This is a genomic window from Erythrobacter sp. W302b, assembly GCF_046452395.1.
Classification (GTDB): domain Bacteria; phylum Pseudomonadota; class Alphaproteobacteria; order Sphingomonadales; family Sphingomonadaceae; genus Erythrobacter.
Map to the genome: position 1 here is coordinate 622,179 of NZ_JBKFDH010000001.1, position 23,569 is coordinate 645,747.

Here is a 23,569-nt window from a genome sequence, read left to right on the forward strand (position 1 = left end):
GCGAAACGCCGGTTAGATTGTGCGCTGCACCTAAGGGCATAAAGCTCTGACAGGGCGTGCGGGGGCCAATGAACGCGGGTAGCAGCAATTTCGACGAGATGTTCGATAGCGATGGCCGGACCCGGCCCGCCTATGCCGAATATTGTCGCTGGTATAACGAACAGCCGCCCGAATTCCTGCGCCGCAAGAACCGCGAGGCGGATGACAGCTTCCGCCGAACTGGCATCACCTTCAACGTCTATGGCGAGGATGCGGCGGAAGAGCGTTTGATCCCGTTCGACATGGTGCCGCGGATCATCACGGCGAGCGAGTGGCGCAAGCTCTCGCGCGGGATCGAACAGCGGGTGCGGGCGCTCAATTCCTTCCTCTATGATCTCTATCACCGGCAGGAGATCGTCCGCGCCGGTCGTCTGCCCGAGCGTTTGCTGCGGACCAACGACGCCTGGCTCGCCAACATGGTCGGCTTCACGCCGCCGGGCGGCATCTACACCCACATCGTCGGGATCGATCTGGTGCGCACCGGGCCGGACGAGTTCTTCGTGCTGGAAGACAATGCGCGCACGCCATCGGGCGTCTCCTATATGCTTGAAAACCGCGAGACGATGATGGGGATGTTCCCCGATCTGTTCAGCCGGGTGGCGGTGGAGAGCGTCTCGAACTATCCGCGCCGCCTCGCCCGCAGTCTCGCCGCCTGCGTCCCGCCCGCCTTCACGGGTGGCAAGCCGACCGTCGCGGTGCTGACACCGGGCATCTACAATTCGGCCTATTTCGAACACGCCTTCCTTGCCGACCAGATGGGCGCGGAACTGGTCGAGGGCAGCGATCTGCGTGTCGTCGAGGGGCGGGTGCAAATGCGCACCACGCGGGGCTACAAACCGATCGACGTGCTCTATCGCCGGGTCGACGACGAATATCTCGATCCGCTCACGTTCAATCCCGATTCTGCGCTTGGCGTGCCGGGGATCATGGATGTGTATCGCGCGGGCGGAATCACCATCGCCAATGCGCCCGGCACTGGGGTGGCGGATGACAAGGCGATCTACAGCTTCATGCCCGAGATCGTCGAGTTCTACACCGGCGAAAAGCCCCTGCTGCCCAATGTCCAGACCTGGCGCTGCGCCGACAAGGACGCGTTGGCCTACGTGCTCGACCACCTCGCCGAACTGGTGGTCAAGGAAGTGCACGGATCGGGCGGCTACGGAATGCTGATCGGACCAACCTCGTCCAAGCGCGAGATCGAGGCTTTCCGCGCCAAGCTGGTGGCCCGGCCGGAGAATTACATCGCCCAGCCCACGCTCGCGCTATCGACCTGCCCGATCTACACCGCCAAGGGCCTTGCTCCCCGGCATCTTGATCTGAGGCCCTTCGTGCTGGTTTCGCCCGATGGGATCGACATCACCCCCGGCGGGCTGACGCGGGTGGCGCTGAAGAAGGGATCGCTCGTGGTGAATTCCTCGCAAGGCGGGGGCACCAAGGACACCTGGGTGCTGAAGGACTGATGGTGGGGGACGCATCATGCTAGGCCGCACCGCCAACGGACTGTTCTGGATGTTCCGCTATCTTGAGCGGGCCGAGAACACCGCTCGCCTGCTCGAAGCCGCGCTGCGCATGGCGCTGACCCGCGATCTCGCCACGGCCGAAGCGGAATGGCGATCGGTGATCGCGACGCTGGGGCTGAGCAAGGCCTATGAGGCGCTGCATGACAGTTATGACGGGATGCAGGTGTGGAACTTCGTCCTGCGCGGGCCGTCCAACCCCGGCAATGTCCGACTGATGTTCGGCGCAGTCCGCTCGAACGCCCGGACAGCGCGCACCAATATCTCCTCGGATGTCTGGGAAGCGGTCAACGAGAACTGGATGAAGCTCGACGCGCTGCTCGCGCGCCCGGTGGGGCAGGCAGGCGTGGGTGAGGTGCTGGCCGCGATTCGCCGCGCCGGCACGCAGGTTCACGGGGCTTTCGACGGCTCGATGCTGCGCGACGAAGGCTACCACTTCAGCCGCGCGGGCACCTTCATCGAACGCGCGGATTCGACCGCGCGCATTCTCGACATGAAGTATTTCCTGCTGCTGCCCTCGCTGTCCTATGTCGGGTCAAGCCTCGATACCGGGCAGTGGGAACAGGTGCTGCGCTCGGTCGCGGGGGCGCGGGTCTATAGCTGGCTCAACGCCGGGCAGATCGAAGCGCGCGGGATCGTCGAATTCGTGGTGCTGGATGATCGCTTCCCGCGCAGCCTCGCCTTCTGCCGCAACGCCTTGCGCGATTGTCTCGGCGCGCTGGCGCGGATGCACGGGGTCGAGGGGCGCGCCGTTGCCCTGATGCGGGATTCGGACACCCGCATCAGCCACCTGTGCGTCGACCAGATCTTCGAGCAGGGGCTGCACGAATTCCTTGTCGATTTCCTGTCCCGCAACGCCAGCATCAGCCAGGCCATCGCTGAGGATTACCGGTTCCACGCATGAGCAAGCTCACTCTCTCGATCCGGCACACCACCCACTATGCCTTCACGCAGCCGGTGGTTCACGCGCTCCAGCGGCTGCGGCTGACGCCCAAGGAAACGCAGGGCCAGCGCATCGTCGACTGGCGCATGACCTTCGACAACGCCCATGCCGAGCTGCAATATGACGATCAGCATTTCAACCACGTCACGCTGATCGGGTTGGAGCCGGGCGCGCGTGAGGTGACGGTGACCTGCGAAGGCGTGGTCGAGACCGAGGACAATGCCGGTGTGATCGGCCGCCATTCGGGCCACCTGCCTTTGTGGAGCTTTCTGCGCCAGACCCCGCTGACCCGTCCCGGCGCCAAGCTGCGCGGCTTGCTGCGCGAGGTGCAGGGGGCAGCGGACAGGGCGCCGCTCGAATTTCTCCATTCCCTGTCCGATCTCATCCGGGGTCGGATCACCTACGAAACCGGCCGCACCCATCCCGGCACCACCGCGGAAGAGGCGGTGATCCACGGCTATGGCGTCTGTCAGGACCACGCGCATATCTTCATCGGTGCCGCTCGGGCGAACGGCATTCCGGCGCGCTATGTCAGCGGCTACCTGATGATGGACGACCGGATTGAGCAGGAGGCCACGCATGCCTGGGCCGAAGCCCATGTCGAAGGGCTGGGCTGGGTCGGCTTTGATGTGTCGAACGGGATCAGCCCCGATCCGCGCTATGTCAGAGTGGCGACGGGCAGCGACTACCGCGATGCCGCGCCAGTGACCGGCATCAGCTTTGGCGGAGCGACCGACGAGGTCCTGACCGTGGGCGTCGCGGTTGAGGCGAAACCTTCGGCCGGGCAATCGCAGAGCCAAAGCCAGAGCCAGTCGACGCAATAACCGAAAAGCCGAGGCGCAGGCTTTGCGCAGATGCGTGCCACGCGCTAGGGCGCGGAGCACGAAGGCTCCGGCCAAGGGGTTGGGGCAGGGGAGGATGACAGCATGACCTATTGCGTTGGCATGGTGCTTGAGAAAGGCCTCGTGCTGATGAGCGACACCCGCACCAATTCGGGCGTCGACAACATCTCGACCTTCCGCAAGCTGTTCCACTGGAGCGTACCGGGCGAACGCATGATCGCGGTGATGACGGCGGGCAATCTTGCCACCACGCAGGCGGTGATCAGCCAGCTTGAGGAACGCACCAAGGCTCCCTCCGAGCGCGACAACGCTCTGCTCAAAGGGCCGACCATGTTTCAGGTCGCGACCGAGATCGGACGGTTGCTGCGCTCCACCATCGAAAGCGCGCAGGCTGTCAACGGTGAGGCCGGCAAGGGGCGCTTTACCGCGACCATGATTGTCGCCGGGCAGATCAAGGGGATGCAACCGCGCCTGTTCATGATCTATCCCGAAGGCAATTTCATCGAAGCCAGCTGGGACACGCCGTTCTTCCAGATTGGCGAGACCAAATATGGCCGCCCGATCCTGATCCGTGGCTATGACCGGGACATGAGCTTTGAAGACGCGGTCAAGCTGCTGATGGTGAGCTTTGATTCAACGCTCAAGGCGAACCTGTCGGTCGGCCTCCCGCTGGACCTGCTGGTGATCGCAAAGGACGGATTTGTCGCCAGCCACGAACACCGTGTGACTGCCGAGGATGCCTATTTCGACACGATTTCATCCGGGTGGGGAAATGCACTGCGATCGGCCTTCCACTCGCTTCCATCCTATCGCTTCAGCGATGATGCCTAGGCTTTTCCGTCCGATATAACTCCGATGTGGAGGTAAATAAGTCAAGTAAATCAAAAATATCGGTGATTGGGGGGATTGGATATTCTCCGGATTGGCGGTGCTTTTGCGTGAATCCCGTAAGGGGATGACGCAGACTCCCGGGCATGACAGAGAAAGTATCGCTCCACATCGTCGATTCCTGTAGCCGCCAACGCGCAGAGCTGGCCCGGGTGGGCTTTGCGCTCGGACACCATTGCGAGGTGTACGGGGATCTTTCCGAACTCGCCGTGCACCCGCCGCGCCTCGGGATCATCATCGCCCGCGACACGGTTGAGGAAGGCGGGGTAAGCACCATCCTCGACCGGCTGGGTCGGCTGGGCATCTGGTTACCGATGATCGCCGTCGATGCGCAGCCGCGGCCCGGCCGGATTGTCGAGGCGATCAAGGCCGGCGCGCTGGATTACCTTTCCCTGCCGCTCGATCCCGAACGCTTCCACCGCTGCCTGATGCGGATCGAGAAGGAAGCCGAACAGTTCGCCGAGGCCCGCCGCCGGATGATCGAAGCGCGCGACCGGATCTCCACCCTGTCGGCACGGGAACGCGAGGTTCTCGATTGGCTGGCCGAGGGCAGCAGCAACAAGGTGATCGCGCGCGAGCTCGACATCAGCCCGCGCACAGTCGAAATCCACCGGGCGAATATGATGACCAAACTCGGCGCGCGTCATGCGGCGGAAGCGGTTCGGTTGAAACTGGAGGCGAGGCTGGAGCCGAGGCGGCGGGCCTAGCGTCAGGGCAGATGGCTATCGCTCCGCCTCGCCCAGGTGGCCTTGGCGCTGATCCTTCAGCAGGCTGGTGCCGCGAGACCGTTGTCCATCACCGGCAGAATTTCGCGCCAGTGCCCTCAAGGTGGAAGTGATCTTCGTGCGCGGCGTTGTATTCGGGGCCGAGCACTGTGCCAAAGCGCTTGCACGCGCTCTTGTGCACGATCCGCAGGAATTCGCGGGTGGCCGCATCGCCGCCGTCCCAGTCGCGCTTCAGCACGATCCGTCGCCCGTCGGCCAGGACGAAGGCCGAGACGTCGATCGCCTCGGCGCGCGCATGGGCCGAGCGGCGTTCGCTCCCCGCAACATTGCGGCAGGCGTAGCTGCCCATCGTCTCGATTTTCGCCACCGTGCTGCCGAGCAGCTGGCGCGCGGCGCGGTCCACCCCGAAGCGGGCCCAATCGCCAAACGCCTTGGCGACGCTGCATCGCACCGGCCCCATGTTGCTGAGGGTGAGCGGCGCGCGGTCTCCCGCCAGTGCCAAGAGCTGCACCGTGCCCAGCTTGTTGCAACCGGGCGCGGCATAGGTATCGGGCAGGGGATCGAACCGGGCTCCGCTCGCACCGAGATCGGCGAGGCAGCTCGCATCTTCAGCGCGCGGGGCATAGCTTTGCGGGGCCGAGGCCACCGGCGCTGCGGGACGGGCCGGTGCGCGCGCGGTTTGGCTGGCGTTGCCCGGTGCAGCACCGCCGCCACCGCCGGGGATCAGCGAGCCGCACCCCGCCAGTGCGAGTGCGGCAACCGCCAGCGTCCATCCGCGAATCGTGCCCTTGGCCTTCATGGCTAAAGATTATCTGGCAGAAATGGTTAACAGGCCGGAAACGCGCCCGAAAAACCGATGATTGGCAGCGCGCTATGGACGTGGGCGCAGGCCGCCGTCCGCGTCAGGGCAATTCGTCCGCGACCTGTTCCCACAATTCGATCTTCACTCCATCGGGATCGAGCAGCCAGGCAAACTTGCCATAGCCCTCGTCCGCTTCGCCGAGGATATCGGCCCCCTTGGCGCGCAGCATGGCGACAAAGCCGTCCAGATCATCGACCCGCAGGTTGATCATGAAACCGCCGGTGCCGGGCTGGATATAGGCGTCGTCGGTGAAGTGGCTGATCAGCGAATAGGCGTTCGCGCGCGGCTCGTCCGCCCAGGCGAGTTGCGGACCATAGGGCCCGTCAATCCCCAGCATCTCGCGATACCATGTGCGCGAGGCTTCAGGGTCGCGCACCACATAGAACACCCCGCCAAGACCGGTGACACGGGGAGGCGCTGCGCTCATGCCTTCGCGCCTTCGCGCCCGTTGCCCGTCATCCCGCTCACCAGCACGATCGCCAGCAGCGACGCGGCAAAGCCCGGGACAATCTCGTAGAGGCCGGGGCCGCCGAGGAAGGCCTTGTTCCAGCCCAGCGCGATCCACGCCGCGACCACGCCTGCGCCCGTCACCAATCCGGCGACCGCGCCCGCGCCGGTCATGCGGTTCCATGTCAGCGCCAGCAGGATCAACGGGCCGAACGCCGCTCCAAAGCCCGCCCATGCGTTGGAAACGAGGCCGAGCACCTCGCTTTCGGGATCGGCGGCAATCACCATGCCCGCCGCTGCCACCAGTGCCACGCTCAGCCGCCCGATATTCACCGCCTCCGCCTCGGAGGCATTGCGACGCAGGAACAGGCGGTAGAAATCTTCGGTTAGCGAGGAGGACGACACCAGCAGCTGCGAGGAAATCGTGCTCATGATCGCGGCCAGCAGTGCGGCATAGAGGAAGCCGGTCACCGCGGGGTGGAACAGCAGATTGGCAAGGATGATGAAGATCGTCTCGGGATCCTCGACCACCACCCCGTTGCGCTCGGCATAGGCGCGGCCTGCGAGGCCCACGGCCACCGCGCCGACCAGCGAGATGATCATCCAACTCATCCCAATCACCCCGGCGCGGCCGACGCTCTCCACCCGGTCGATCGCCATGAAGCGCACAATGATATGCGGTTGGCCGAAATAGCCGAGGCCCCACGTCACCGCGCTGATGATGCCGAGGGCGGTCGCGCCTTGGGTAAGGCTCAGGAACCCTTCTTGCGGCACAGCGAGGATGCTCCCGCCCGCGCTGCCGCCGGGGCCGAACATGACCACCAATGGCATCACCACCAGCGCCACCATCATGATCATGCCTTGCACGAAGTCGGTCAGGCTGACGGCGAGGAACCCGCCGATCATGGTGTAGATCAGCACGATCCCGGCGGTGATGATGATGCCGAGCATGTAGTCGCTGAGCCCCGTGTCCGGCAGCACCCCGGCAAAGGCCGTCGCGAACAGCTTGCCTCCACCGACCATCCCGCTGGCCGTGTAAACCGTGAAAAAGCCGACGATGATCACCGCCGATATGACCCGCAGCAGCGTTCCGCTTTCGGGGAAGCGATTGGCAAGGTATTGCGGGATGGTGAGCGCGTCACCCAGCCGCTCAGTCTGTTCGCGCAGGCGGGGGGCGACGATGATCCAGTTGAGCGCCGCGCCGACGGTCAGACCGATGGCGATCCACGCCTCCACCAACCCGCTGGCAAACAGCGCGCCCGGCAGGCCGAGCAGCAGCCAGCCCGACATGTCCGACGCCCCTGCGCTCAAGGCAGCCACCGAGGGCGTAAGGCTGCGTCCGGCGAGCAGATAGCCCGAGCTGTCCTTGGCGGTCTTGCGCCAGGCATAGACCCCGATGCCCAGCATCAGGACGAAATAAACAGCGAGCGAGCCGAGTGTGAAGGCGTTCATGGGGCGCAGGCCTAACAAGCGCCGCCGCCGATGGCCACCCATCGCGCCAAGTTTCCCCGTTGGAGTGAGCTTATGCGCCGCTGCGAGAGCCGGTGGGGTCATTCATCGCAATTCATACACACCTCTCAGCCGAGACGAGGCAGCAGAAAGTTGGATCGCGCGAATGCTAACTCATGAGTTAGAAACATTATCGCACCTGCGACAGTTAACTCCGGCAATCAAAAGATATTGCAAAAAGCTCATCTTTGGATCCGGAGTTTTCAATAATGTCGTTACGTTACATTACCCCGGCAGTTGGTCTAACTGCACTGATGCTTTCTTCCACCGCCTTTGCGCAGGAAGATGAACGTTACTTTAATGGCCCCTATATTTCCGGATCGATTGGTCTTGAATCTGTAGAAGATGGTCGCGGCGATACCATCGTATTCGATACCGATCAGGACGGTGCCTTCAACGACAACGTCAATACGGCTGCGGGCGCCAATGCCTTCTCGCCGGGCTTCTGCGCCGGCACGCCGGTGAGCGCGGCGGCTGCGGGTTGCCGCGGCAATCGCCAGAACGAAGGCTATGCTCTCCGCATCGGCTATGACCGTCACCTCGGTGACGGCCCGTTTGTCGCAGGGGTTCTGGTTGAAGGTGCGCGCCCGGGCGTGGAGGAATTTACCACCGGCTTCAGCACCACGCCGGCTTCCTATACCTTCGGACGCGAGATGGATTGGGCCGTGACGGCGCGCGCTCGTCTTGGCATTGCGCCGGGCGAAGGGCGCGGCCTGTTCTACGCCACTGGCGGCGCGGGTTATGCTCGCATCGACCATTCGTTCAGCACCAGCAACGGTGCCAATTCGTTCACGCCGTCGAACGAGCGTGACTGGCAGTTCGGCTGGCAAGCCGGTGGCGGCGCGGAAGTGATGCTGACGCGCAACCTTGGTCTGGGGATCGAGTATCTCTACTCGCGCTTCAACGATGATGATTATGTCGTCGCCGTCGGCCCGGGCACCGCGCCCGCAACCAACCCGTTCTTGCTGGAATCGGGCGGCACGGACATGCGTCTGTCGAACGACAAGTTCGATTACCACGCGCTGCGCGCATCGGTGAACCTGCGGTTCTGATCCGTCGCTTCGGCTGCGGCTGAAAAAATGACCCCGCGCGAGGCCATCCTCGCGCGGGGTCATTTGCTTTAGGGTCGGTCGCTCGGGGGAGCGAGCCTCAGCTTTCCTTCTTGCGGCGCATCTTCTTGCGCTCGTTCGGGTCAAGCTCGGCCTTGCGCAGGCGGATCGACTGCGGCGTCACTTCGACCATCTCATCATCGTCGATGTATGCAATCGACTGTTCCAGCGTCATGCGGCGCGGCGGGGTGAGGCGGATCGCATCATCCTTGCCGCTCGAACGGACGTTCGAGAGCTGCTTGGCCTTCATCGGATTGACTTCGAGATCCTCCGGCTTGGCATTCTCGCCGATGATCATGCCCTGATAGACCTTCATCTGGGGGGCCACGAACAGTTCGCCGCGCTCTTCCAGCATGTTGAGCGCATAGGCATTCGCCTCGCCATCGCCGTTGGAGATCAGCACGCCGTTGATGCGGCCTTCGATCGGACCCTTGTAGACATCGTACTTCTCGAACAACCGGTTCATGATGCCGGTGCCGCGCGTGTCGGACAGGAATTCACCGTGGTAACCGATCAGGCCGCGTGAGGGGGCGGAGAAGGTGATGCGGGTCTTGCCGAGGCCCGAGGGACGCATTTCGGTCAGGTCCGCCTTGCGGCGCTGCATCTTCTCGACAACCGTGCCCGAGTGTTCGTCATCCACGTCGATCACGACGGTTTCGTAAGGCTCCATCCGCTTGCCGTCTTCCTCGCGGAACAGCACGCGCGGGCGGCTGATGCCGAGTTCGAAGCCTTCGCGGCGCATCGTTTCGATGAGGACACCGAGCTGCAATTCGCCACGCCCGGCGACTTCGTAGCTGTCCTTGTCCTCGCTCTCGGTGACGCGGATCGCGACGTTGGTTTCGGCCTCGCGCAGCAGGCGGTCGCGGATGATGCGGGTGGTGACCTTGCTGCCTTCCCGCCCGGCGAGGGGTGAGTCATTGACCGAGAAGCGCATCGCCAGCGTCGGCGGATCGATCGGCTGGGCGGCGATCGGTTCGGACACCGAAGGATCACAGATGGTGTTGGCAACGGTCGCCTTCTCCAGACCGGCGAGCGCGATGATATCACCTGCGCGCGCGACCTCCACGGGAACGCGCTCCAGACCGTCGAAGCTCATCAGCTTGGTCGCGCGGCCGGTTTCGATCACCTTGCCGTCGGCATCGATGGCGTGGATCGGGTCGTTGACGCGGATCGTGCCCGACTGGACGCGGCCGGTGAGCACTCGGCCCATGAAGTTGTCGCGGTCGAGCAGGGTGGCGAGGAAGGCGAACTTCGCGTCGGGGTCGAGGCCCGGCGCGGGCACGTGCTCGATGATCTTGGCGAACAGCGGGGCAAGCGTGCCTTCGCGGCGGCTCTCGTCCTCGCTGGCATAGCCATCGCGGCCCGAAGCATAGAGCACCGGGAATTCGAGCTGCTCGTCATTGGCATCGAGGCTGACGAAGAGGTCGAACACCTCGTCGAGCACTTCCTGCGGGCGGCCATCGGGACGGTCGATCTTGTTGACCACGACGATGGGCTTGAGGCCGAGGGCGAGCGCCTTGCCGGTCACGAACTTGGTCTGCGGCATCGCGCCTTCCGCGCTGTCGACCAGCAGGATGACGCCATCGACCATGCTGAGGATGCGCTCCACTTCCGCGCCGAAGTCGGCGTGGCCGGGGGTGTCGACGATGTTGATGCGGGTGGTCTCGCCGTCCTGCTCCCACTCGACGCTCGTGCACTTGGCGAGAATGGTGATCCCGCGCTCCTTTTCGAGATCGCCCGAATCCATGGCGCGTTCTTCCACGCGCTGGTTCTCGCGGAAGGTGCCCGACTGACGGAACAACTGGTCAACCAGAGTGGTCTTGCCGTGGTCGACGTGAGCGATAATCGCGATATTTCTGAGGGCGGACGACATGCGCAAAAAACTTCCGGTGAAAGCCGGATGCGAGGCATCCGGGGCAGGGTAAACGGGCAACGCGGATCGGGGGCGCTGCGTTAGGCAGTGTTTATGGCGGGTTAGCGACAGCGCCGGACGCTACGGCAAGCGTGGCCGATGCATCCATGTGCTGCGTTGCAACATCGCCGCGGCGCGTAGCGCAAGGATGCGTTCGGGGCAAGCGCGGGGCGCATTTGGGGTGGCTTTGCACCCAATTCCAGTGTGACTCTGGCGCAACAATAACCCGGATTGGCAGAGGAAAGCGCGGGTGGGCCGCTTGTCGCTGACGCAACACTGGCTTATCACCGGCGCGACACGATCACGGGAGAGAGCGCACGAACAACGTGCGTGCCCAACGGGCGCCGGGGTCGCGGGATTTTTTGGAGAGGAGCTTCCATGCGTTCGACCATCACCGGCATTGCCGGCGCATATCGATTCACCCTGCTTGCAGGCGCTGCCACCTTTGCCCTGGCCATGCCGGGCACGGCATTCGCTCAGGAGCAGGAACCTGAAGTCGAAGCGCCTGAGAGCAGCAACGTCATCATCGTTACCGCGTCCAAGCGCGAGCAATCCTTGCAGGAAACCCCGATCTCGGTGTCGGTGACCAGCGGCGAGACGCTCGAAAACGCGCAGATCCGCGACGTGCTCGACCTGCAAACCGTCACGCCGTCGCTGCGCGTCAGCCAGTTGCAGAGCGCTTCGGCCACCACCTTCATCATCCGCGGCTTCGGCAATGGCGATAACAACTTCGGGATCGAGCCTTCGGTCGGCGTCTTCATCGACGGCGTGTTCCGTTCGCGTTCGGCCGCCGCGTTGTCCGACCTCAACATGGTCAGTCGCATCGAAGTTCTGAACGGCCCGCAATCGACGCTGTTCGGCAAGAACGCCTCGGCCGGTGTGATCTCGGTCGTCACCAAGGAGCCCGAGTACGAATTCGGCGGTGTCGTGGAAGCCAGCTATGGCAACTACAACGCGATCGTGGTGCGCGGCGAAGTGACCGGCCCGATCACCGACAATATCGCCTTCTCGCTCGACGGGAGCTACAACAAGCGTGACGGCTATGCCCGGATCGTGAACCTCGACGAAGACCTGTCCGACCGCAACCGCTGGTCGGCCCGCGGCCAGCTGCTGATCGAGCCGAGCACCGATTTCAAGATCCGCATCATCGGTGACTACGGCCGGATCGACGAAGTGTGCTGCCAGGTCTCGACCCTCGTCGCCGGCCCCAGCGCGCCCGCCGTGGTTGCCGTGGGCGGCGCGCTCGATACCAACTTCTTCAGCTACAACACCTTCCTCAGCCAGGTTCCGCGCAACACCGTCGACAACTACGGCGGCTCGATCCAGGCGGACTGGAACGTCGGCAACCTCACCGTCACCTCGATCACCGCCTATCGCGAGCTGAAGAACTTCCTCGATCAGGACGTCGACTTCACCAGCGCCGACGTGGTCAGCGAAGTGCGCGATCAGGAGGTTGACACCTTCACGCAGGAACTGCGGATCACATCGGACTTCGATGGCCCGCTCAACTTCCTGCTCGGCGGGTTCTACTTCGACGAGTCGATTTCGCAGGACAGCCGCCTGACCACGGGTGCCGACACCCGCGCGTTCTTCAGCCTGCTGGCTGGCAACCCGCTGGTCTTCAACGGTGTCGAAGCGGCTCTTGGTCTCCCGCAGAACTCGATCTTCTCGCCCGGTCCGCTGACCGCCGAGCAGTTTTCGATGGACAACAAGTCTTGGTCGGTGTTCGGCACGGTCGATTTCGAACCGGCTGACGGCCTCGTCTTCACCGCCGGCTTCAACTACACCGACGACAAGAAGGACTTCGCGCTCGCGCAGCAATCGTTCGATGAGCTGGCCAACATCAACCTTGTCGATGCGTTCATCACGGGTGCGACCCTGCAGAACCCGAACCTGCCCGACGTCTTCACGCGCGCGCAGTTCCAGGCTCTGCCCGGCGCGGTCCAGCAGCAGCTCCTCGCCGCGGCCACGAACCCGGCGACCAACCCGCTGCTCGGCCTGACGCCGTTCCAGTTCCAGCCGCCGTTCCTCAACCTGCCCAACGCGGTCGAACCCGGCCGTACGCAGGACGATCAGTTCACCTACCTGCTGCGCGCCGCCTATCAGGTCTCGAACGAGGTCAACATCTACGCCAGCTATGCCACCGGCTTCAAGGCGAGCTCGGTCAACCTGTCGCGTGACAGCCGTCCGGCGTTTGGGGACTACATCCCCGGTCCGGGCCGCTCGAGCTTTGCCGCTCCGGCTTCGCCGATCACCACTGGCGGGCTGGGCGTGGCCAACCTCGCCACGGGTTCGCGCTTTGCCGGGCCGGAAAAGGCGGAAGTCTACGAACTCGGCATGAAGGCGCAGTGGGACGGCTTCGGCTTCAACCTCGCGCTGTTCGACCAGACCATCAAGGGCTTCCAGAGCTTCCTGTTCACCGGCACCGGCTTCCAGCTGAACAATGCGGGTGAGCAATCGGTTCGCGGCTTTGAACTCGATGCCACGATCAACCCGACCGACGGTCTGGTGTTCACCTTCGCGGCGACCCACCTGGATCCGAAGTTCAACAGCTTCGAAGAAAGCCCGGTCGGCGATCTGACGGGCGCGCGTCCGGGCGGTATCCCGGCGTGGAGCCTCGCCACCTCGGCGACCTACACGCTCGAGTTCGGCGACAGCGGCAATACGCTCGTCACCCGTCTCGACTACGCCCACGAAAGCAATGTCGCGATCAACAACGGCCTGCCGACCTTCAACGCTGGTCTGGGCAACACCCGGATCTTCCAGCGTGAAACCAACCTCGTGAACGCCTCGATGACCTTCAAGCTCGAAAACGGGCTGGAAATCGGCGCATGGGCGCGCAACCTGCTCGACGATCAGTACATCATCACGGTGTTCGACGGCGTCGCTCAGGCGGGTACGGTCTCGGGCTACCCGAGCCAGCCGCGCACCTACGGCGGCCTCGTGCGCTTCCGCTTCTAAGCGTAGCGCCATCGGCGTGAATAGGGGCCTCGCACCACGGGTGCGGGGCCCTTTTCGTTTGCATGGTGGAGGCAAATGTGATGGTTTGCAGGGGCTTCACAAGCAAATGGGGGATCACAGATGGAATGGATGATTATGCCGCTCAAGCGGTATGCCGATTTTTCGGGCCGCTCGCGGCGCAAGGAATACTGGATGTTCGTGCTGCTCCAGATCCTTTTGCTGTTTCCGCTCATGGCGCTCGGCTTTGTCATGGGTGATTTTTCGGACAGCGGGGAGGGTGGCAGCTTTCTCTTTCTGCTGCTCGTCGGGGTTTTCGGCCTAGCCTTCTTCATCCCGAGCCTCGCTGTGCAGGTGCGGCGCTTTCACGATCAGGACAAATCGGGCTGGTTCATCCTGCTGGGCCTGATCCCCTATCTGGGCGGTCTGATCCTGCTCATCTTCATGTGTCTGGAAGGCACACGCGGGCCCAACCGCTTCGGGGCTGACCCGAAGGACCCATATAGCGAGAACGTGTTCGAGTGATCGGCACGGTGATGGAGCACGGGCGACTTTGGCCCTTGCTCCAAGCGTGTGCGCGTTGCAGGTTACCGCTGCGGCGCGGGCAAGCCCGCTAGGGGCGTTGCATCATGGATATCGGCCGCGTTTTTTCGATCAGCTTTGCCATGTTCCGGCAGCGCTTCTGGCTGCTGCTCGGGATATGGCTGGTGTTTCTGGTGATCCAGTTCGCCGCCGCGATCGCGATATTCGTTGGCGTGATAGGGATGGGCCTAGCCGGGGCGGCGGGCCTTGCGGGGGGGCTCGAAGATCCGGCTGCCTTCACCGGCCTCGGGATCGGGATGATCGCCGCGGTCGTGCTGTTCTACGCCGGATATATCGTGATCCTGCTCGCCCAGCAGGCGGCGATGGTGACGATTGCCTCGCCGCTGGAGGAGCCATCGTTCGGCGGGGCAATGGTGCGCGGGTTTCGGAGCGCGCTGCCGTTCTTCGCGCTCGCGGTGCTGTTGATGCTGGGATATTTCATCCTTGCGCTGGGGATAATGATGCTGCTCGGCGTGTCGGACGCGGTGGGCGGCTCGGGCGGCCGGGCCTTTGCTGCGATCCTGCCGATCTTGTTCCTGCCCGTGATCATCTATCTGGCCTGCCGCTTTGCCGTCCTGATTCCGGTGGTCGCGGTCGATCAGGTGTTCAACCCGATCACCGCACTGCGGCGCAGCTGGTCGGTGACGCGCGGCAAGATTCTGGCAATCCTGCTGGCGCTGATCGCCTTTGTCGTGGTGTCTCTGGTCGCCGTAGGCCTGCCGGTGGTGCTGCTGATTGCCGCGGCCGACGCAGCCGAGGGCGGCTCCGGTGCGGGGGCTGTGCTGGCGATCATCGGTGGGCTGCTGATCATCCCGGTGATGATCGTCTATACCCTATTCGCCGCGGCCTTCACCGCCTCGCTCCATTCCGAAGTGACAGGTGGCGGATCGGACCGGTTGGAAGAGGTGTTCGCCTGAAGCGCCCGCACCTACAATTCCCGCAGCGCCCGCGCCGGTTTGGCCCGCAGGAGCGGCAGTGATCCTGCCAGCGCGAAGCCCAGCACCAGCACCACGCCGAGGCCGAGCACGCCCAGCACCTCGCCCCAATCGGGCAGCCAGTCGAATTCGAACAGCTGGGTGATGACCACCCACGCCAGCCCGCCGCCCAGCGCCAGTGCGACCAGTGCCAGCACAGCGGCGAGCAGGCCATATTCGGCCAGTTGCAACAGCAGGATTTGCCGCCTGCTCGCGCCCAGCACGCGTAGCATCACTGTGTCATAGGTTCGCGCGGCCCGTGCCGCCGCAATCGCGCCCATCAGCACCGCGAGACCCGCGAGCACCGTCACCGCCGCCGCCGCCAGCGTCGCGAGGCTCACCTGCTGGAGCAGATTGCGCGCCTCGACCAGAATGCCGCCCACCTCGATCACCGATGATGAGGGCATCTCCTTCACCAGCGCCCGCAGCAGCTTGCCACGCGCAGCGCTATCCGCGCCTTCGGGCAGGTCGATCGTCGCCGACAGGTTATGCGGCGCATCGGCAATCGCATTGCGGCTGAACACCAACGCGAAGTTGAAGCCCATGCTCTCCCAGTCGATCTCGCGGATATTGGCGACCCGCGCGGTGCGCTCCACGCCGAGAATGCCGATGGTGAGGTAATCGCCGACCTTGAGGTCCACGGCTTTGGCGAAATCGGCATCGACCGAGACGAGCGGCTCACCCTTGTGGAACGGGCTCCACCATTCGCCTTCGATCACGCGGTTGCCCTCGGGCAGGGTGTCGGCATAGGTCAGCCCGCGCTCGCCCCGCAGCGCCCATGCGCCTTCGGGGATCTCCTTGAGGTCGGCCACGCGAATCATCTTCGCCTTGGGCCCGTAAGCCAGCACCGCGCCGCGCATCGTTGGCACGGTGCGGATCGCGGCCTTGGGGAAGTCCTGTTGGATCAGGGCGAAGAAGCGCGGTTCCTTGGCGGGGGGCACATCGAGCACAAAGTAATCCGGGGCCGCCTGCGGCACACGCTGCTGGATATTGCCGTCAATCGCACTCTGCACCGCGGCGAGCAGCACAAAGGCCGCCAGCCCGAACCCGAGCGCCGTCACCAGCGCCCCCGTCGGCGCGCCGGGGCGGTGGATATTGGCGAGCGCGCTCCGCAGCAAGGGGTTTGCCGGACGCGGCAAGCGGCGGGCGAGGGTCTGGATGCCCCAGCCAAGTCCGGCGAGCAGCACCAGAGCGCCGCCTGCGCCGAGCAGGAACCCGCCCGAGAGCATCGGCTGATCGGTGGTGAGCAGCGCCAGCGCGCAGATCGCCGCCAGCCCCAGTCCGGTCGCCAGGAGCGCGCGCTTGTCCCGCGACAGGGGCACGATGCCCGACCGCATCAGCGCCATCGCCGGGAAGGTCCGCGCGCGCAGCAGGGGAGCGGCGGCGAAGGCGAAGGCCACCAGCAGCCCGTAACTCGCCGCCAGCGCCAAGGCACCCGGCGCGATGATGAAGCCGCTCTCGACCGGCAGAAGCCCTTGCAAGGCGCTCGCCAGCAGCGGCGTGACCAGCACGCCTGCGGCCAGCCCGGCCAAGCTCCCCGCCAGCGCCGCCACGCCGATCTGCATCGCATAGATGCGGACAATGTCCCCCGAGGTCGCGCCGAGCACCTTCAGCGTCGCGATACTGGTGCGGCGCTGATCAAGATAGGAGGACACGCCGCCCGCAATCCCGATGCCCGCAATCACCAGCGCGGCAAGGCCCACCAGTGTCAGAAAATCGCTCATCTGCCGCACAAAGCGATCCGCGCCGGGTGAAGCGCGGTCACGGGTGCGAATGTCGAACCCGGCGGTGGGGAAGCGCTGGGTCAGCGCCTCTTCCACTGCGACAGGGGCCTGCGCTTCGTTGGCAAAGGCGATCCGGTGCTTGCTCTGGTACAGCGATCCGGGTTGCAGCAACCCGGCCTTGGCGGGGATATCCTGCGCCACAATGATCGTCGGGCCGAGCTGGAAGCCTTCGGACAGGCGGTCCGGCTCGTCCTGAATCACCCCCGCCGCGCGCAGGGTCACGGTGCCGACCGTGAAGCTGTCCCCCACCGCGATGCCGAGCCGTTCGAGCGCGGTCTGCGCGATCCACGCATCCGTGCCGCTGGGCGCGCCGACCGTGCGGCCATCGGTCAGCGTGAGCGTGCCGAACATCGGCCACTTGGCATCCACCGCCTTCAGCTCAATCGGCGCCGCCGCGTCGGGGGTGCTGGCCATCGCCTGCATCCGGTAGCCGCTCGAAACCGTGCCATAGGCGCTCAGCGCTGTGCGTTCATCGGGGCGCAGATCGCGCTGCCATACCTCGACCTCGAGGTCGCCGCCGAGCAGTTCCTGCCCACTCGACTCCAGCTCGCGCTCGATCGCGTTGGTCAGCGTGCCGATCGCCGCCAGCGCTGCGGTGCCGAGGAAGATGCACACCAGCAGCAACCTGAGGCCCCGGAAGCGCGCATTGAGATCGCGGCGGGCGATGCGCCACGCTGTCTTGAGCGGAAGACTCATGCGCGGGTGCCAGCCGTGTCCGAAACGATCACGCCGTCCGCCATGGTCAGCACCCGCTCGCAGCGCGCGGCAAGGCTGGCATCATGGGTGATGATGAGCAGCGTCGCCCCGGTCTCGGCGCGGCGGGCGAACAGGAGGTTGATGATCTCCTCCCCGGTCGCGGCATCGAGGTTGCCGGTGGGTTCATCGGCAAAAATCAGATCGGGGCGCGGGGCGGTGGCGCGGGCGATGGCGACGCGCTGTTGCTCGCCGCCCGAAAGCTGGGTGGGGTAGTGGCCGGTGCGGTGGCCAAGGCCGACCGCCTCCAGCTCCGCCAGTGCGCGCGGGCTGGCGTCCGGCATGGCCGCGAGTTCCATCGGCGTGGCGACGTTCTCGGCCGCGGTCATGGTCGGCAGCAGGTGGAAGGCTTGCAGGACAATGCCGATCCGCCCCCGGCGCGCGGCGGCAAGACCATCCTCGGTCAGATGGGTGAAATCCGCGCCCGCGACCGTCAGGCTTCCGCCGCTGGCGCGCTCAAGGCCGGATAGCACCGCCATCAGCGAGCTTTTGCCCGAGCCCGATGGGCCGAGCAGCGCCACGACCTGCCCTTGCGCAATATCGAGGTCGATACCCCGCAGGATCGTGACCGGCGCAGCATCGCTGCCGAGGGTGAGGGTAAGATTGCGAGCGCTGATTGCGAGAGAGGGACTTGTCACACGGTTCCGATGGCATAGGTGGGGGAGAGCAACAAGCTACAGCTAAGGATGGTGTGCGGATGCACAAGCGCGGTTGGTCGAATATTGGCGTCGTTGGCGCAGCACTGCTGGCGCTGGCGGCCTGCGGAGACGCGGCCGAGGATGCCGCACCCGCGGCCGAGGTGGCCGAAGACGGCCAGCCCGCGCTCCCGGCGATCCCGGTGATGGGGCCGGAGCGCACAATCATCGCCTTCGGGGACAGCCTGTTTGCAGGCTACAACCTCGATCCGCGGGACTCCTATCCCGAAAAGCTGGAGAACGCGCTGCGGGCCAAGGGCATGAACGCCGATGTGATCAATGCGGGCGTTTCGGGCGATACCTCGGCGGCGGGTTTGCAGCGGCTGGAGTTCACGCTGGCGGCGCAGGACACGCCGCCTGCGCTGTTCATTCTGGAGCTGGGCGGGAATGACCTGCTGCGCGGCCTCTCACCGGCAGAGACCAAGGCGAACCTTGGCAAGATGCTGACGATCCTGCGCGACCAGAAGGTTCCGGTGCTGATCATGGGAATGCGCGCACCGCCGAATTACGGGCCGGAGTTTCAGGCGCAGTTCGATGCGATCTACCGCGACCTCGCCAAGGAATATGGCGCGGCGCTGATCCCGTTCTGGCTTGAAGACATCTACCGCGAACCCGCGCTGTTCCAGGCTGACAAGATCCATCCGACCGCCGACGGGATCGAGCGGTTGGTGGCAGCGACGATTAGCGAGGTTGAGGGGGCGTTGCCGCCTGTGAAGTAGCAGACCTCGTCTTTGCGACGAGCCGAAGGCGACGTGGCAATCCATGGACTGTTGGAGTAGCTTGGCACGACCGGGCCATGGGTTGCTTCGCCTTCGCCTCGCAATGACGACAAGGTTCTAGATACGCTCCACCCCGCCGCCGGACACGCGCCACACCGCCGCCTCGCTGCGGATCGCATCGAAGGGGGCGAGTTCGGTGCCTGTCATCCAGACCTGCGCCTTGCCGTCGCGCAAGCGCCGGAACAGCTCGGTCCGCCGGACCGGATCGAGATGCGCGGCGACTTCGTCCAGCAGCAGCACGCTGGGGCGGCCAGCGGCGGCGAGGATGCCGTGGGCGAGGGTCATGGCGATCAGCATCGCTTTCTGCTCGCCGGTCGAACAGGCGGCGGCAGGCTGGCCGGTCGAGGCCATTTTTACCTGCAATTCATCCCGCTGCGGCCCGGTGAGCGCGCGTCCGGCCGCCCGGTCGCGCGGGCGGGCGCGGGCAAGTTCGGCGCGCAAGGCGGTCTCGTCCAGCGGGCCGCCGGGAAGGTAGGTGAGGGCAGGCCGGGCAAAGGGTTCAGGGGGCAGGGCCGAAAGTTCGTCCACCAACCGCAGCACGAGGTCGGCCCGGGTGCGTGCGACAGCCGCGCCATGCTCCGCCGCCTGCGCCTCGATCGCATCGAGCCAGCGCGGATCGCCGCCCGTTTCCAGGAGCTTGCCGCGCTCCCGCAAGGCGGTCTCCAGCGCATTGACCCGCCGCGCATGATCCGGCGCGATGGCCAGCGCCATGCGGTCCATGAAGCGCCGCCGTGCGCCCGCGCTGTCGGTGAAAAGGCCGTCCATTGCGGGGGTGAGCCAACTCAGCGCCAGCCATTCGGCGAGGCTCGCCGCGCTGGCAGGCGCGCTGTTGACCCGCACCAGCCGCCGACCAGGTTGGCCATCTTCGGTATAGGTGCCGATCCGCGCCGATACGGTTCCCGCCTCGCTCAGGCTCGCGCCGATGGCAAAGGGCAGGGGGGGGTCGCCCGGCACCGCCCGCCGCGCCAGATCGCCGAGGTTCGCGCGCCGCAGCCCGCGCCCCGGCCCGAGCAGCGATAGCGCTTCCAGCAGGTTCGTCTTCCCCGCGCCGTTCTCGCCGACCAGCAGGTTGAAATGCGCCGTCTCGCCCAGCGTCGTCGCGGCGTGATTGCGGAAGTTTTCGAGCGTGATCCGGCTGAGGCCCATGGCGCCCTCGCGGTTAGCACAGGGGCCGGATTTGGCCAGAGCCGCGGCTCTGAAATCGGCCATCCCAACCCTTGGGAGATTTTCCCAATCTTTCGCTTTGCTGAACGGGCTGTTTGCGGAGTGAAAGCATCGAAACCGCAGAATTCCGCCATTTTTCGAGTTTGGCACGCCCCATGCAAAGTAGTTGGCATCCCCGGGATGGTCCCGGAAAACACGAAAAACGCCAAAAAGGAGACTTCACATGTTCGCCACCGAAACTTCGAACCGTCTGTTCGCCGCCGCTTTCTCGATCGTCATGTCGGCCGCGTTCTTCGCCTACGCCATCGTTCCGGCCAGCCCGACCCTGCTCGCCTGATCTTCGCCTCACCAATCACTCGACCCCAAGGACCCAAAACCATGTTCGGCTCTGACAACCTCGCCCGTCTCGCTTCCGCTGCCTTCGCTGTCGTTCTGACCGTTGCCAGCTTCGCCTATGCCATCGTTCCTGCTAGCCCCGGCATGATCGCCTGAGCCGGCCCAGATTTCTCACGGAGACTGACTGACATGAACAACATCACGGGCAATTCCGGCGGCAAGCCGCCCCGCGCGAACTTCCGCCTCGACAAGACCAACGCCAAGGTCTTCGGCGTCTGCGCCGGGATTGCCGACTACTTCGGGATCGACGCCATGCTGGTGCGGATCGGCTTCGTTGCCGGCGCCCTGCTCGGCTTCGGCAGCTTCATCCTGATCTACCTCGCGATCGCGCTGATCGCGGATTGAGTGCAGCGACCAAAAGCGGTTCCCGGTTTTCGGGCCGCTGCACCTGATTGGAACAACCGGGAAGGGGCCGTTTGGGCCCCTTTCTTTTTGTCTTGCGGCCACCTTGGGCGGCGCAGACCTCCCGCCCCGCCTCCCCACCTGGCCACCAATGATACCATCACGCTATGGTGGCCGGGTGGGGAGGCGAGGCGGGAGGTCCGAAACTCACATCGCGCTGATGCCGCCATCCAGCTTGAGCTCGGCGCCGGTCATGAAGCGGCTCTCGTCGCTCGCGAGATAGAGCACCGCGTTAGCGATATCATTGGGCTCGCCGACGAACTTAAGCGGGATCTGCCGCGCCAGCTTTTCCATCAGCACTTCCTTGTCGAGAGCATGGGCTTTGGCCGTCCCGTCAAGGATCGGCGTGTCGACAAAGGTCGGGTGGACCGAGTTGCAGCGGATCTGCATCCCCTTCTTGGCGCAGTGCAGCGCGATCGACTTCGACAGCATCCATACCGCTGCCTTGCTGGCATTGTAGGCGGGCATCGTATCGCTCGCGATCAGACCCGCGATGCTGGAGATGTTGATGATCGAGCCCGGTGCGTGTTCGCGCATCAGCGGCAGGGCCTTCTGGCAGCCGTGGAAGATCGAATTGACGTTGATGTCGAAGCAGCGTTGCCAATCGCCGAAATCGCAGGCCTCGATATTGCCCGGAACGCCGATCCCGGCATTGTTGACCAGCACATTGAGCCCGCCGAGCTTCTCGCGCGCGGCATCGACGGCGGCTTCCCACTGGGCAGGGTCGGTGACGTCATGCGCAATCCCGAAAGCGGTGCCTTCGCCCATCTCGGCATTGATGATCGCGGCGGTTTCCTCCGCGCCCGCACCGTTGATGTCGGTCGCCAACACCCGCGCGCCTTCCTGCGCCAAGCGGATGCAATGCGCGCGGCCCAAGCCCTGCGCGCCGCCCGTCACGAGGGCCATCTTGCCCGCAACTCTGCCTGCCATAATTCAATCCTCTCCCAAGTATCCCGGTGTCAAAAGCATCGCGATGCGCACGTCGACCGCGTGGCCTGCGCGCCGCCATTCGGCCACGAAGCGCGAAAGATCGCGCAGCGCAACCCGGTGGACGGTGATATTCTCGCCCTCGGTGCCCCCGCCTTCGCCCACGCGCTCCAGGCCGGTCGCTTTCAGCAGCGTGAAGCATTCGGAGACCATGCCGGGCGAGGAATAGAACTCCCCCAGCACTTCAAGCGTGGCCGCGCGGTAGCCGGTTTCCTCCTCCAGCTCGCGTGCAGCGGCGGTGAGGACGCTTTCGTCCTCGCCGCCCGCATCATCGCCGACGAGGCCTGCGGGGACTTCAAGGCTGAAGCGCGAGAGCGGCACGCGGTACTGGCTGACGAGGATCACGTGGCGCGTGCCATCGCCGTCCTCGTCCAGCGCGATGATCGCAGCGGCGCGAATGCCGCGCGCCCGGCCGACATATTCCCAGCGCCCCCGCTTTTTGGTGGTGATGAAGCGGCCCTCCCACATCACCTCTTCGGGCAGATCGGCGTCGCGGTCTCGTTCCAAGATGAAAAACCCCGTTCATCCTGAGCTTGTCGAAGGATCGTCCTTCTTTAGCGGCGGATCAGAAGAAAAGAGCGGCCCTTCGACAGGCTCAGGGCGAACGGGTCAAGGGGCTAATTCGTCAAACCTCGATCAGTCGATCCGGGAGCTCATTCTCGTCCTCGGACCCGCGCGGGAAATGTTCGGCGAGGACGAAGCCGACGTCGCGGATGCCGACGGCCAGCCCCTCGGCCACCCGGCCTGTGCGGATGTGGGCGAGCATATCGCCCATCGCCTCGCCCCACACCTCGGCGGGGACCTTGGCCGCGATGGTTTCATCCGCGACGATTTCCGCACGGTGTTCGCGCATCGAGAGGTAGATCATCACCCCCGTGCGCCCGGTGGTGCGATGTTCCGCGCCGACCTTGAACTGGCGCACGGCCTGATTGTGGACCCGGATCGTCTTGAGCGGGCCGGGGATCAGGAAAAACTTCAGCGGCTCCCACTGCTGCACCAGCATGACGGCGACGAATTTGATGAGGCCGAGCGCGATCACCATGCTCGCCAACTCGCCGGTGGTCCATTCATGGTCCCACCCGCCAAACGCCGCATCCCACGCATCGAGGAAGGGCAGGGGCACTGCCGCAAACACGCTCATGGCGGTGAACGCCGCGCCGACCGCCCACAGCAGAGCGACATCGGTGTAGCCGTCCGAGCGATCGGCCAGCACCGTCACGATCTCGCCCGAGGTTGCGCTTTCGGCGGCCGTGACCGCTTCGCTGACCAGCTGGCGCCCGGCATCATCGAGATAGGCCATGG

At 64.9% G+C, this 23,569-nt stretch carries 23 protein-coding genes; 13 read left to right on the forward strand and 10 right to left on the reverse strand.

Features of this window, described 5'->3' with window-relative positions:
- Window positions 1-68 precede the first annotated feature (68 nt).
- From ACLBKT_RS02985 to ACLBKT_RS03005, 5 genes are all read left to right on the forward strand, one after another.
- Window positions 69-1,499, forward strand: coding sequence for a circularly permuted type 2 ATP-grasp protein (locus tag ACLBKT_RS02985; protein WP_410181491.1), 1,431 nt, complete (start codon window positions 69-71; stop codon window positions 1,497-1,499).
- Window positions 1,500-1,515: 16 nt separating this feature from the next.
- Entirely contained in the window at window positions 1,516-2,460 is a 945-nt protein-coding gene (locus ACLBKT_RS02990; RefSeq protein ID WP_410181492.1) for an alpha-E domain-containing protein, read from the forward strand.
- Complete coding sequence (locus tag ACLBKT_RS02995) at window positions 2,457-3,323, forward strand: transglutaminase domain-containing protein (RefSeq protein ID WP_410181493.1); 867 nt, start codon at window positions 2,457-2,459, stop codon at window positions 3,321-3,323. The genes ACLBKT_RS02990 and ACLBKT_RS02995 overlap by 4 nt, the downstream gene beginning before the upstream one ends.
- A 102-nt stretch (window positions 3,324-3,425) precedes the next feature.
- The gene (locus ACLBKT_RS03000) at window positions 3,426-4,172 is read left to right on the forward strand and encodes a peptidase (protein WP_410181494.1); all 747 of its coding nucleotides are present in this window, start codon (window positions 3,426-3,428) and stop codon (window positions 4,170-4,172) included.
- Window positions 4,173-4,315: 143 nt separating this feature from the next.
- On the forward strand, window positions 4,316-4,936 hold the full coding sequence (locus ACLBKT_RS03005) for a response regulator transcription factor (RefSeq protein WP_410181495.1): 621 nt from the start codon (window positions 4,316-4,318) through the stop codon (window positions 4,934-4,936).
- A gap of 88 nt (window positions 4,937-5,024) precedes the next feature.
- Here the strand turns inward: ACLBKT_RS03005 and ACLBKT_RS03010 are convergent, their stop codons facing one another.
- The 3 genes from ACLBKT_RS03010 to putP all read right to left on the reverse strand — a co-directional run bounded on the left by ACLBKT_RS03010 (window position 5,025) and on the right by putP (window position 7,715).
- Window positions 5,025-5,753 carry an extensin family protein gene (locus ACLBKT_RS03010; RefSeq protein WP_410181496.1) on the reverse strand — a complete coding sequence of 243 codons (729 nt, stop codon included), beginning with the start codon at window positions 5,751-5,753 and terminating at the stop codon, window positions 5,025-5,027.
- A 103-nt stretch (window positions 5,754-5,856) separates the two neighbouring features.
- Window positions 5,857-6,243 carry a VOC family protein gene (locus ACLBKT_RS03015; protein ID WP_410181497.1) on the reverse strand — a complete coding sequence of 129 codons (387 nt, stop codon included), beginning with the start codon at window positions 6,241-6,243 and terminating at the stop codon, window positions 5,857-5,859.
- Window positions 6,240-7,715 carry a sodium/proline symporter PutP gene (putP, locus tag ACLBKT_RS03020; protein ID WP_410181498.1) on the reverse strand — a complete coding sequence of 492 codons (1,476 nt, stop codon included), beginning with the start codon at window positions 7,713-7,715 and terminating at the stop codon, window positions 6,240-6,242. The genes ACLBKT_RS03015 and putP overlap by 4 nt, the downstream gene beginning before the upstream one ends.
- Before the next feature lie 245 nt (window positions 7,716-7,960).
- Between putP and ACLBKT_RS03025 the strand changes: the two genes are divergently transcribed.
- On the forward strand, window positions 7,961-8,824 hold the full coding sequence (locus ACLBKT_RS03025) for an outer membrane protein (protein ID WP_410181499.1): 864 nt from the start codon (window positions 7,961-7,963) through the stop codon (window positions 8,822-8,824).
- A gap of 97 nt (window positions 8,825-8,921) precedes the next feature.
- Here the strand turns inward: ACLBKT_RS03025 and typA are convergent, their stop codons facing one another.
- Window positions 8,922-10,754, reverse strand: coding sequence for a translational GTPase TypA (gene typA / locus ACLBKT_RS03030; protein ID WP_410181500.1), 1,833 nt, complete (start codon window positions 10,752-10,754; stop codon window positions 8,922-8,924).
- Window positions 10,755-11,171: 417 nt separating this feature from the next.
- Between typA and ACLBKT_RS03035 the strand changes: the two genes are divergently transcribed.
- From ACLBKT_RS03035 to ACLBKT_RS03045, 3 genes are all read left to right on the forward strand, one after another.
- Entirely contained in the window at window positions 11,172-13,754 is a 2,583-nt protein-coding gene (locus ACLBKT_RS03035) for a TonB-dependent receptor (RefSeq protein ID WP_410181501.1), read from the forward strand.
- A 120-nt stretch (window positions 13,755-13,874) separates the two neighbouring features.
- Window positions 13,875-14,276, forward strand: coding sequence for a DUF805 domain-containing protein (locus tag ACLBKT_RS03040; RefSeq protein WP_410181502.1), 402 nt, complete (start codon window positions 13,875-13,877; stop codon window positions 14,274-14,276).
- Between the two features lie 104 nt (window positions 14,277-14,380).
- Window positions 14,381-15,250 carry a glycerophosphoryl diester phosphodiesterase membrane domain-containing protein gene (locus tag ACLBKT_RS03045; RefSeq protein ID WP_410181503.1) on the forward strand — a complete coding sequence of 290 codons (870 nt, stop codon included), beginning with the start codon at window positions 14,381-14,383 and terminating at the stop codon, window positions 15,248-15,250.
- Window positions 15,251-15,261: 11 nt separating this feature from the next.
- Here the strand turns inward: ACLBKT_RS03045 and ACLBKT_RS03050 are convergent, their stop codons facing one another.
- The gene (locus ACLBKT_RS03050) at window positions 15,262-17,787 is read right to left on the reverse strand and encodes an ABC transporter permease (RefSeq protein ID WP_410181504.1); all 2,526 of its coding nucleotides are present in this window, start codon (window positions 17,785-17,787) and stop codon (window positions 15,262-15,264) included.
- Entirely contained in the window at window positions 17,784-18,482 is a 699-nt protein-coding gene (locus ACLBKT_RS03055) for an ABC transporter ATP-binding protein (protein ID WP_410181505.1), read from the reverse strand. Before ACLBKT_RS03055 ends, ACLBKT_RS03050 begins: the two co-directional genes overlap by 4 nt.
- Window positions 18,483-18,541: 59 nt before the next feature.
- Here ACLBKT_RS03055 and ACLBKT_RS03060 point away from each other — a divergent pair, with 59 nt between their 5' ends.
- Window positions 18,542-19,258: an arylesterase gene (locus tag ACLBKT_RS03060; RefSeq protein WP_410181506.1), complete on the forward strand. Its 717-nt coding sequence runs from the start codon at window positions 18,542-18,544 to the stop codon at window positions 19,256-19,258.
- Window positions 19,259-19,375: 117 nt separating this feature from the next.
- Here ACLBKT_RS03060 and recF read toward each other — a convergent pair whose 3' ends face one another.
- Window positions 19,376-20,464, reverse strand: coding sequence for a DNA replication/repair protein RecF (recF, locus tag ACLBKT_RS03065; RefSeq protein WP_410183637.1), 1,089 nt, complete (start codon window positions 20,462-20,464; stop codon window positions 19,376-19,378).
- A 241-nt stretch (window positions 20,465-20,705) separates the two neighbouring features.
- On the opposite strand from recF, the gene ACLBKT_RS03070 reads away from it, so the two are divergent.
- The 3 genes from ACLBKT_RS03070 to ACLBKT_RS03080 are packed head-to-tail and all read left to right on the forward strand — an operon-like array spanning window position 20,706 to window position 21,223.
- Window positions 20,706-20,819 carry an enoyl-CoA hydratase gene (locus ACLBKT_RS03070; protein WP_301751538.1) on the forward strand — a complete coding sequence of 38 codons (114 nt, stop codon included), beginning with the start codon at window positions 20,706-20,708 and terminating at the stop codon, window positions 20,817-20,819.
- A 41-nt stretch (window positions 20,820-20,860) separates the two neighbouring features.
- Window positions 20,861-20,974, forward strand: coding sequence for an enoyl-CoA hydratase (locus ACLBKT_RS03075; protein ID WP_301751539.1), 114 nt, complete (start codon window positions 20,861-20,863; stop codon window positions 20,972-20,974).
- A gap of 33 nt (window positions 20,975-21,007) precedes the next feature.
- Complete coding sequence (locus tag ACLBKT_RS03080; protein WP_410181507.1) at window positions 21,008-21,223, forward strand: PspC domain-containing protein; 216 nt, start codon at window positions 21,008-21,010, stop codon at window positions 21,221-21,223.
- Between the two features lie 204 nt (window positions 21,224-21,427).
- Here ACLBKT_RS03080 and ACLBKT_RS03085 read toward each other — a convergent pair whose 3' ends face one another.
- From ACLBKT_RS03085 to ACLBKT_RS03095, 3 genes are all read right to left on the reverse strand, one after another.
- A complete protein-coding gene (locus ACLBKT_RS03085) occupies window positions 21,428-22,210 on the reverse strand; it encodes an SDR family oxidoreductase (RefSeq protein ID WP_410181508.1) in 783 nt (260 codons plus the stop codon).
- A 3-nt stretch (window positions 22,211-22,213) separates the two neighbouring features.
- Entirely contained in the window at window positions 22,214-22,735 is a 522-nt protein-coding gene (locus tag ACLBKT_RS03090; protein ID WP_410183638.1) for an NUDIX hydrolase, read from the reverse strand.
- Window positions 22,736-22,892: 157 nt separating this feature from the next.
- Window positions 22,893-23,567: a TPM domain-containing protein gene (locus ACLBKT_RS03095; RefSeq protein WP_410181509.1), complete on the reverse strand. Its 675-nt coding sequence runs from the start codon at window positions 23,565-23,567 to the stop codon at window positions 22,893-22,895.
- Between the last annotated feature and the right edge of the window lie 2 nt (window positions 23,568-23,569).

What these genes read in the sequence shown, in the direction of transcription:
- ACLBKT_RS03085 (WP_410181508.1), bottom strand. Translation starts at nt 22,210, where the DNA reads ATGGCAGGCAGAGTTGCGGGCAAGATGGCCCTCGTGACGGGCGGCGCG.
- ACLBKT_RS03090 (WP_410183638.1), bottom strand. Translation starts at nt 22,735, where the DNA reads ATGTGGGAGGGCCGCTTCATCACCACCAAAAAGCGGGGGCGCTGGGAA.
- ACLBKT_RS02985 (WP_410181491.1), top strand. Translation starts at nt 69, where the DNA reads ATGAACGCGGGTAGCAGCAATTTCGACGAGATGTTCGATAGCGATGGC.
- typA (WP_410181500.1), bottom strand. Translation starts at nt 10,754, where the DNA reads ATGTCGTCCGCCCTCAGAAATATCGCGATTATCGCTCACGTCGACCAC.
- ACLBKT_RS03045 (WP_410181503.1), top strand. Translation starts at nt 14,381, where the DNA reads ATGGATATCGGCCGCGTTTTTTCGATCAGCTTTGCCATGTTCCGGCAG.
- ACLBKT_RS02995 (WP_410181493.1), top strand. Translation starts at nt 2,457, where the DNA reads ATGAGCAAGCTCACTCTCTCGATCCGGCACACCACCCACTATGCCTTC.
- ACLBKT_RS03005 (WP_410181495.1), top strand. Translation starts at nt 4,316, where the DNA reads ATGACAGAGAAAGTATCGCTCCACATCGTCGATTCCTGTAGCCGCCAA.
- ACLBKT_RS03070 (WP_301751538.1), top strand. Translation starts at nt 20,706, where the DNA reads ATGTTCGCCACCGAAACTTCGAACCGTCTGTTCGCCGCCGCTTTCTCG.
- ACLBKT_RS03015 (WP_410181497.1), bottom strand. Translation starts at nt 6,243, where the DNA reads ATGAGCGCAGCGCCTCCCCGTGTCACCGGTCTTGGCGGGGTGTTCTAT.
- ACLBKT_RS03075 (WP_301751539.1), top strand. Translation starts at nt 20,861, where the DNA reads ATGTTCGGCTCTGACAACCTCGCCCGTCTCGCTTCCGCTGCCTTCGCT.
- ACLBKT_RS03080 (WP_410181507.1), top strand. Translation starts at nt 21,008, where the DNA reads ATGAACAACATCACGGGCAATTCCGGCGGCAAGCCGCCCCGCGCGAAC.
- recF (WP_410183637.1), bottom strand. Translation starts at nt 20,464, where the DNA reads ATGGGCCTCAGCCGGATCACGCTCGAAAACTTCCGCAATCACGCCGCG.
- ACLBKT_RS03035 (WP_410181501.1), top strand. Translation starts at nt 11,172, where the DNA reads ATGCGTTCGACCATCACCGGCATTGCCGGCGCATATCGATTCACCCTG.
- ACLBKT_RS03050 (WP_410181504.1), bottom strand. Translation starts at nt 17,787, where the DNA reads ATGAGTCTTCCGCTCAAGACAGCGTGGCGCATCGCCCGCCGCGATCTC.
- ACLBKT_RS03095 (WP_410181509.1), bottom strand. Translation starts at nt 23,567, where the DNA reads ATGGCCTATCTCGATGATGCCGGGCGCCAGCTGGTCAGCGAAGCGGTC.
- putP (WP_410181498.1), bottom strand. Translation starts at nt 7,715, where the DNA reads ATGAACGCCTTCACACTCGGCTCGCTCGCTGTTTATTTCGTCCTGATG.
- ACLBKT_RS03010 (WP_410181496.1), bottom strand. Translation starts at nt 5,753, where the DNA reads ATGAAGGCCAAGGGCACGATTCGCGGATGGACGCTGGCGGTTGCCGCA.
- ACLBKT_RS02990 (WP_410181492.1), top strand. Translation starts at nt 1,516, where the DNA reads ATGCTAGGCCGCACCGCCAACGGACTGTTCTGGATGTTCCGCTATCTT.
- ACLBKT_RS03000 (WP_410181494.1), top strand. Translation starts at nt 3,426, where the DNA reads ATGACCTATTGCGTTGGCATGGTGCTTGAGAAAGGCCTCGTGCTGATG.
- ACLBKT_RS03040 (WP_410181502.1), top strand. Translation starts at nt 13,875, where the DNA reads ATGGAATGGATGATTATGCCGCTCAAGCGGTATGCCGATTTTTCGGGC.
- ACLBKT_RS03060 (WP_410181506.1), top strand. Translation starts at nt 18,542, where the DNA reads ATGCACAAGCGCGGTTGGTCGAATATTGGCGTCGTTGGCGCAGCACTG.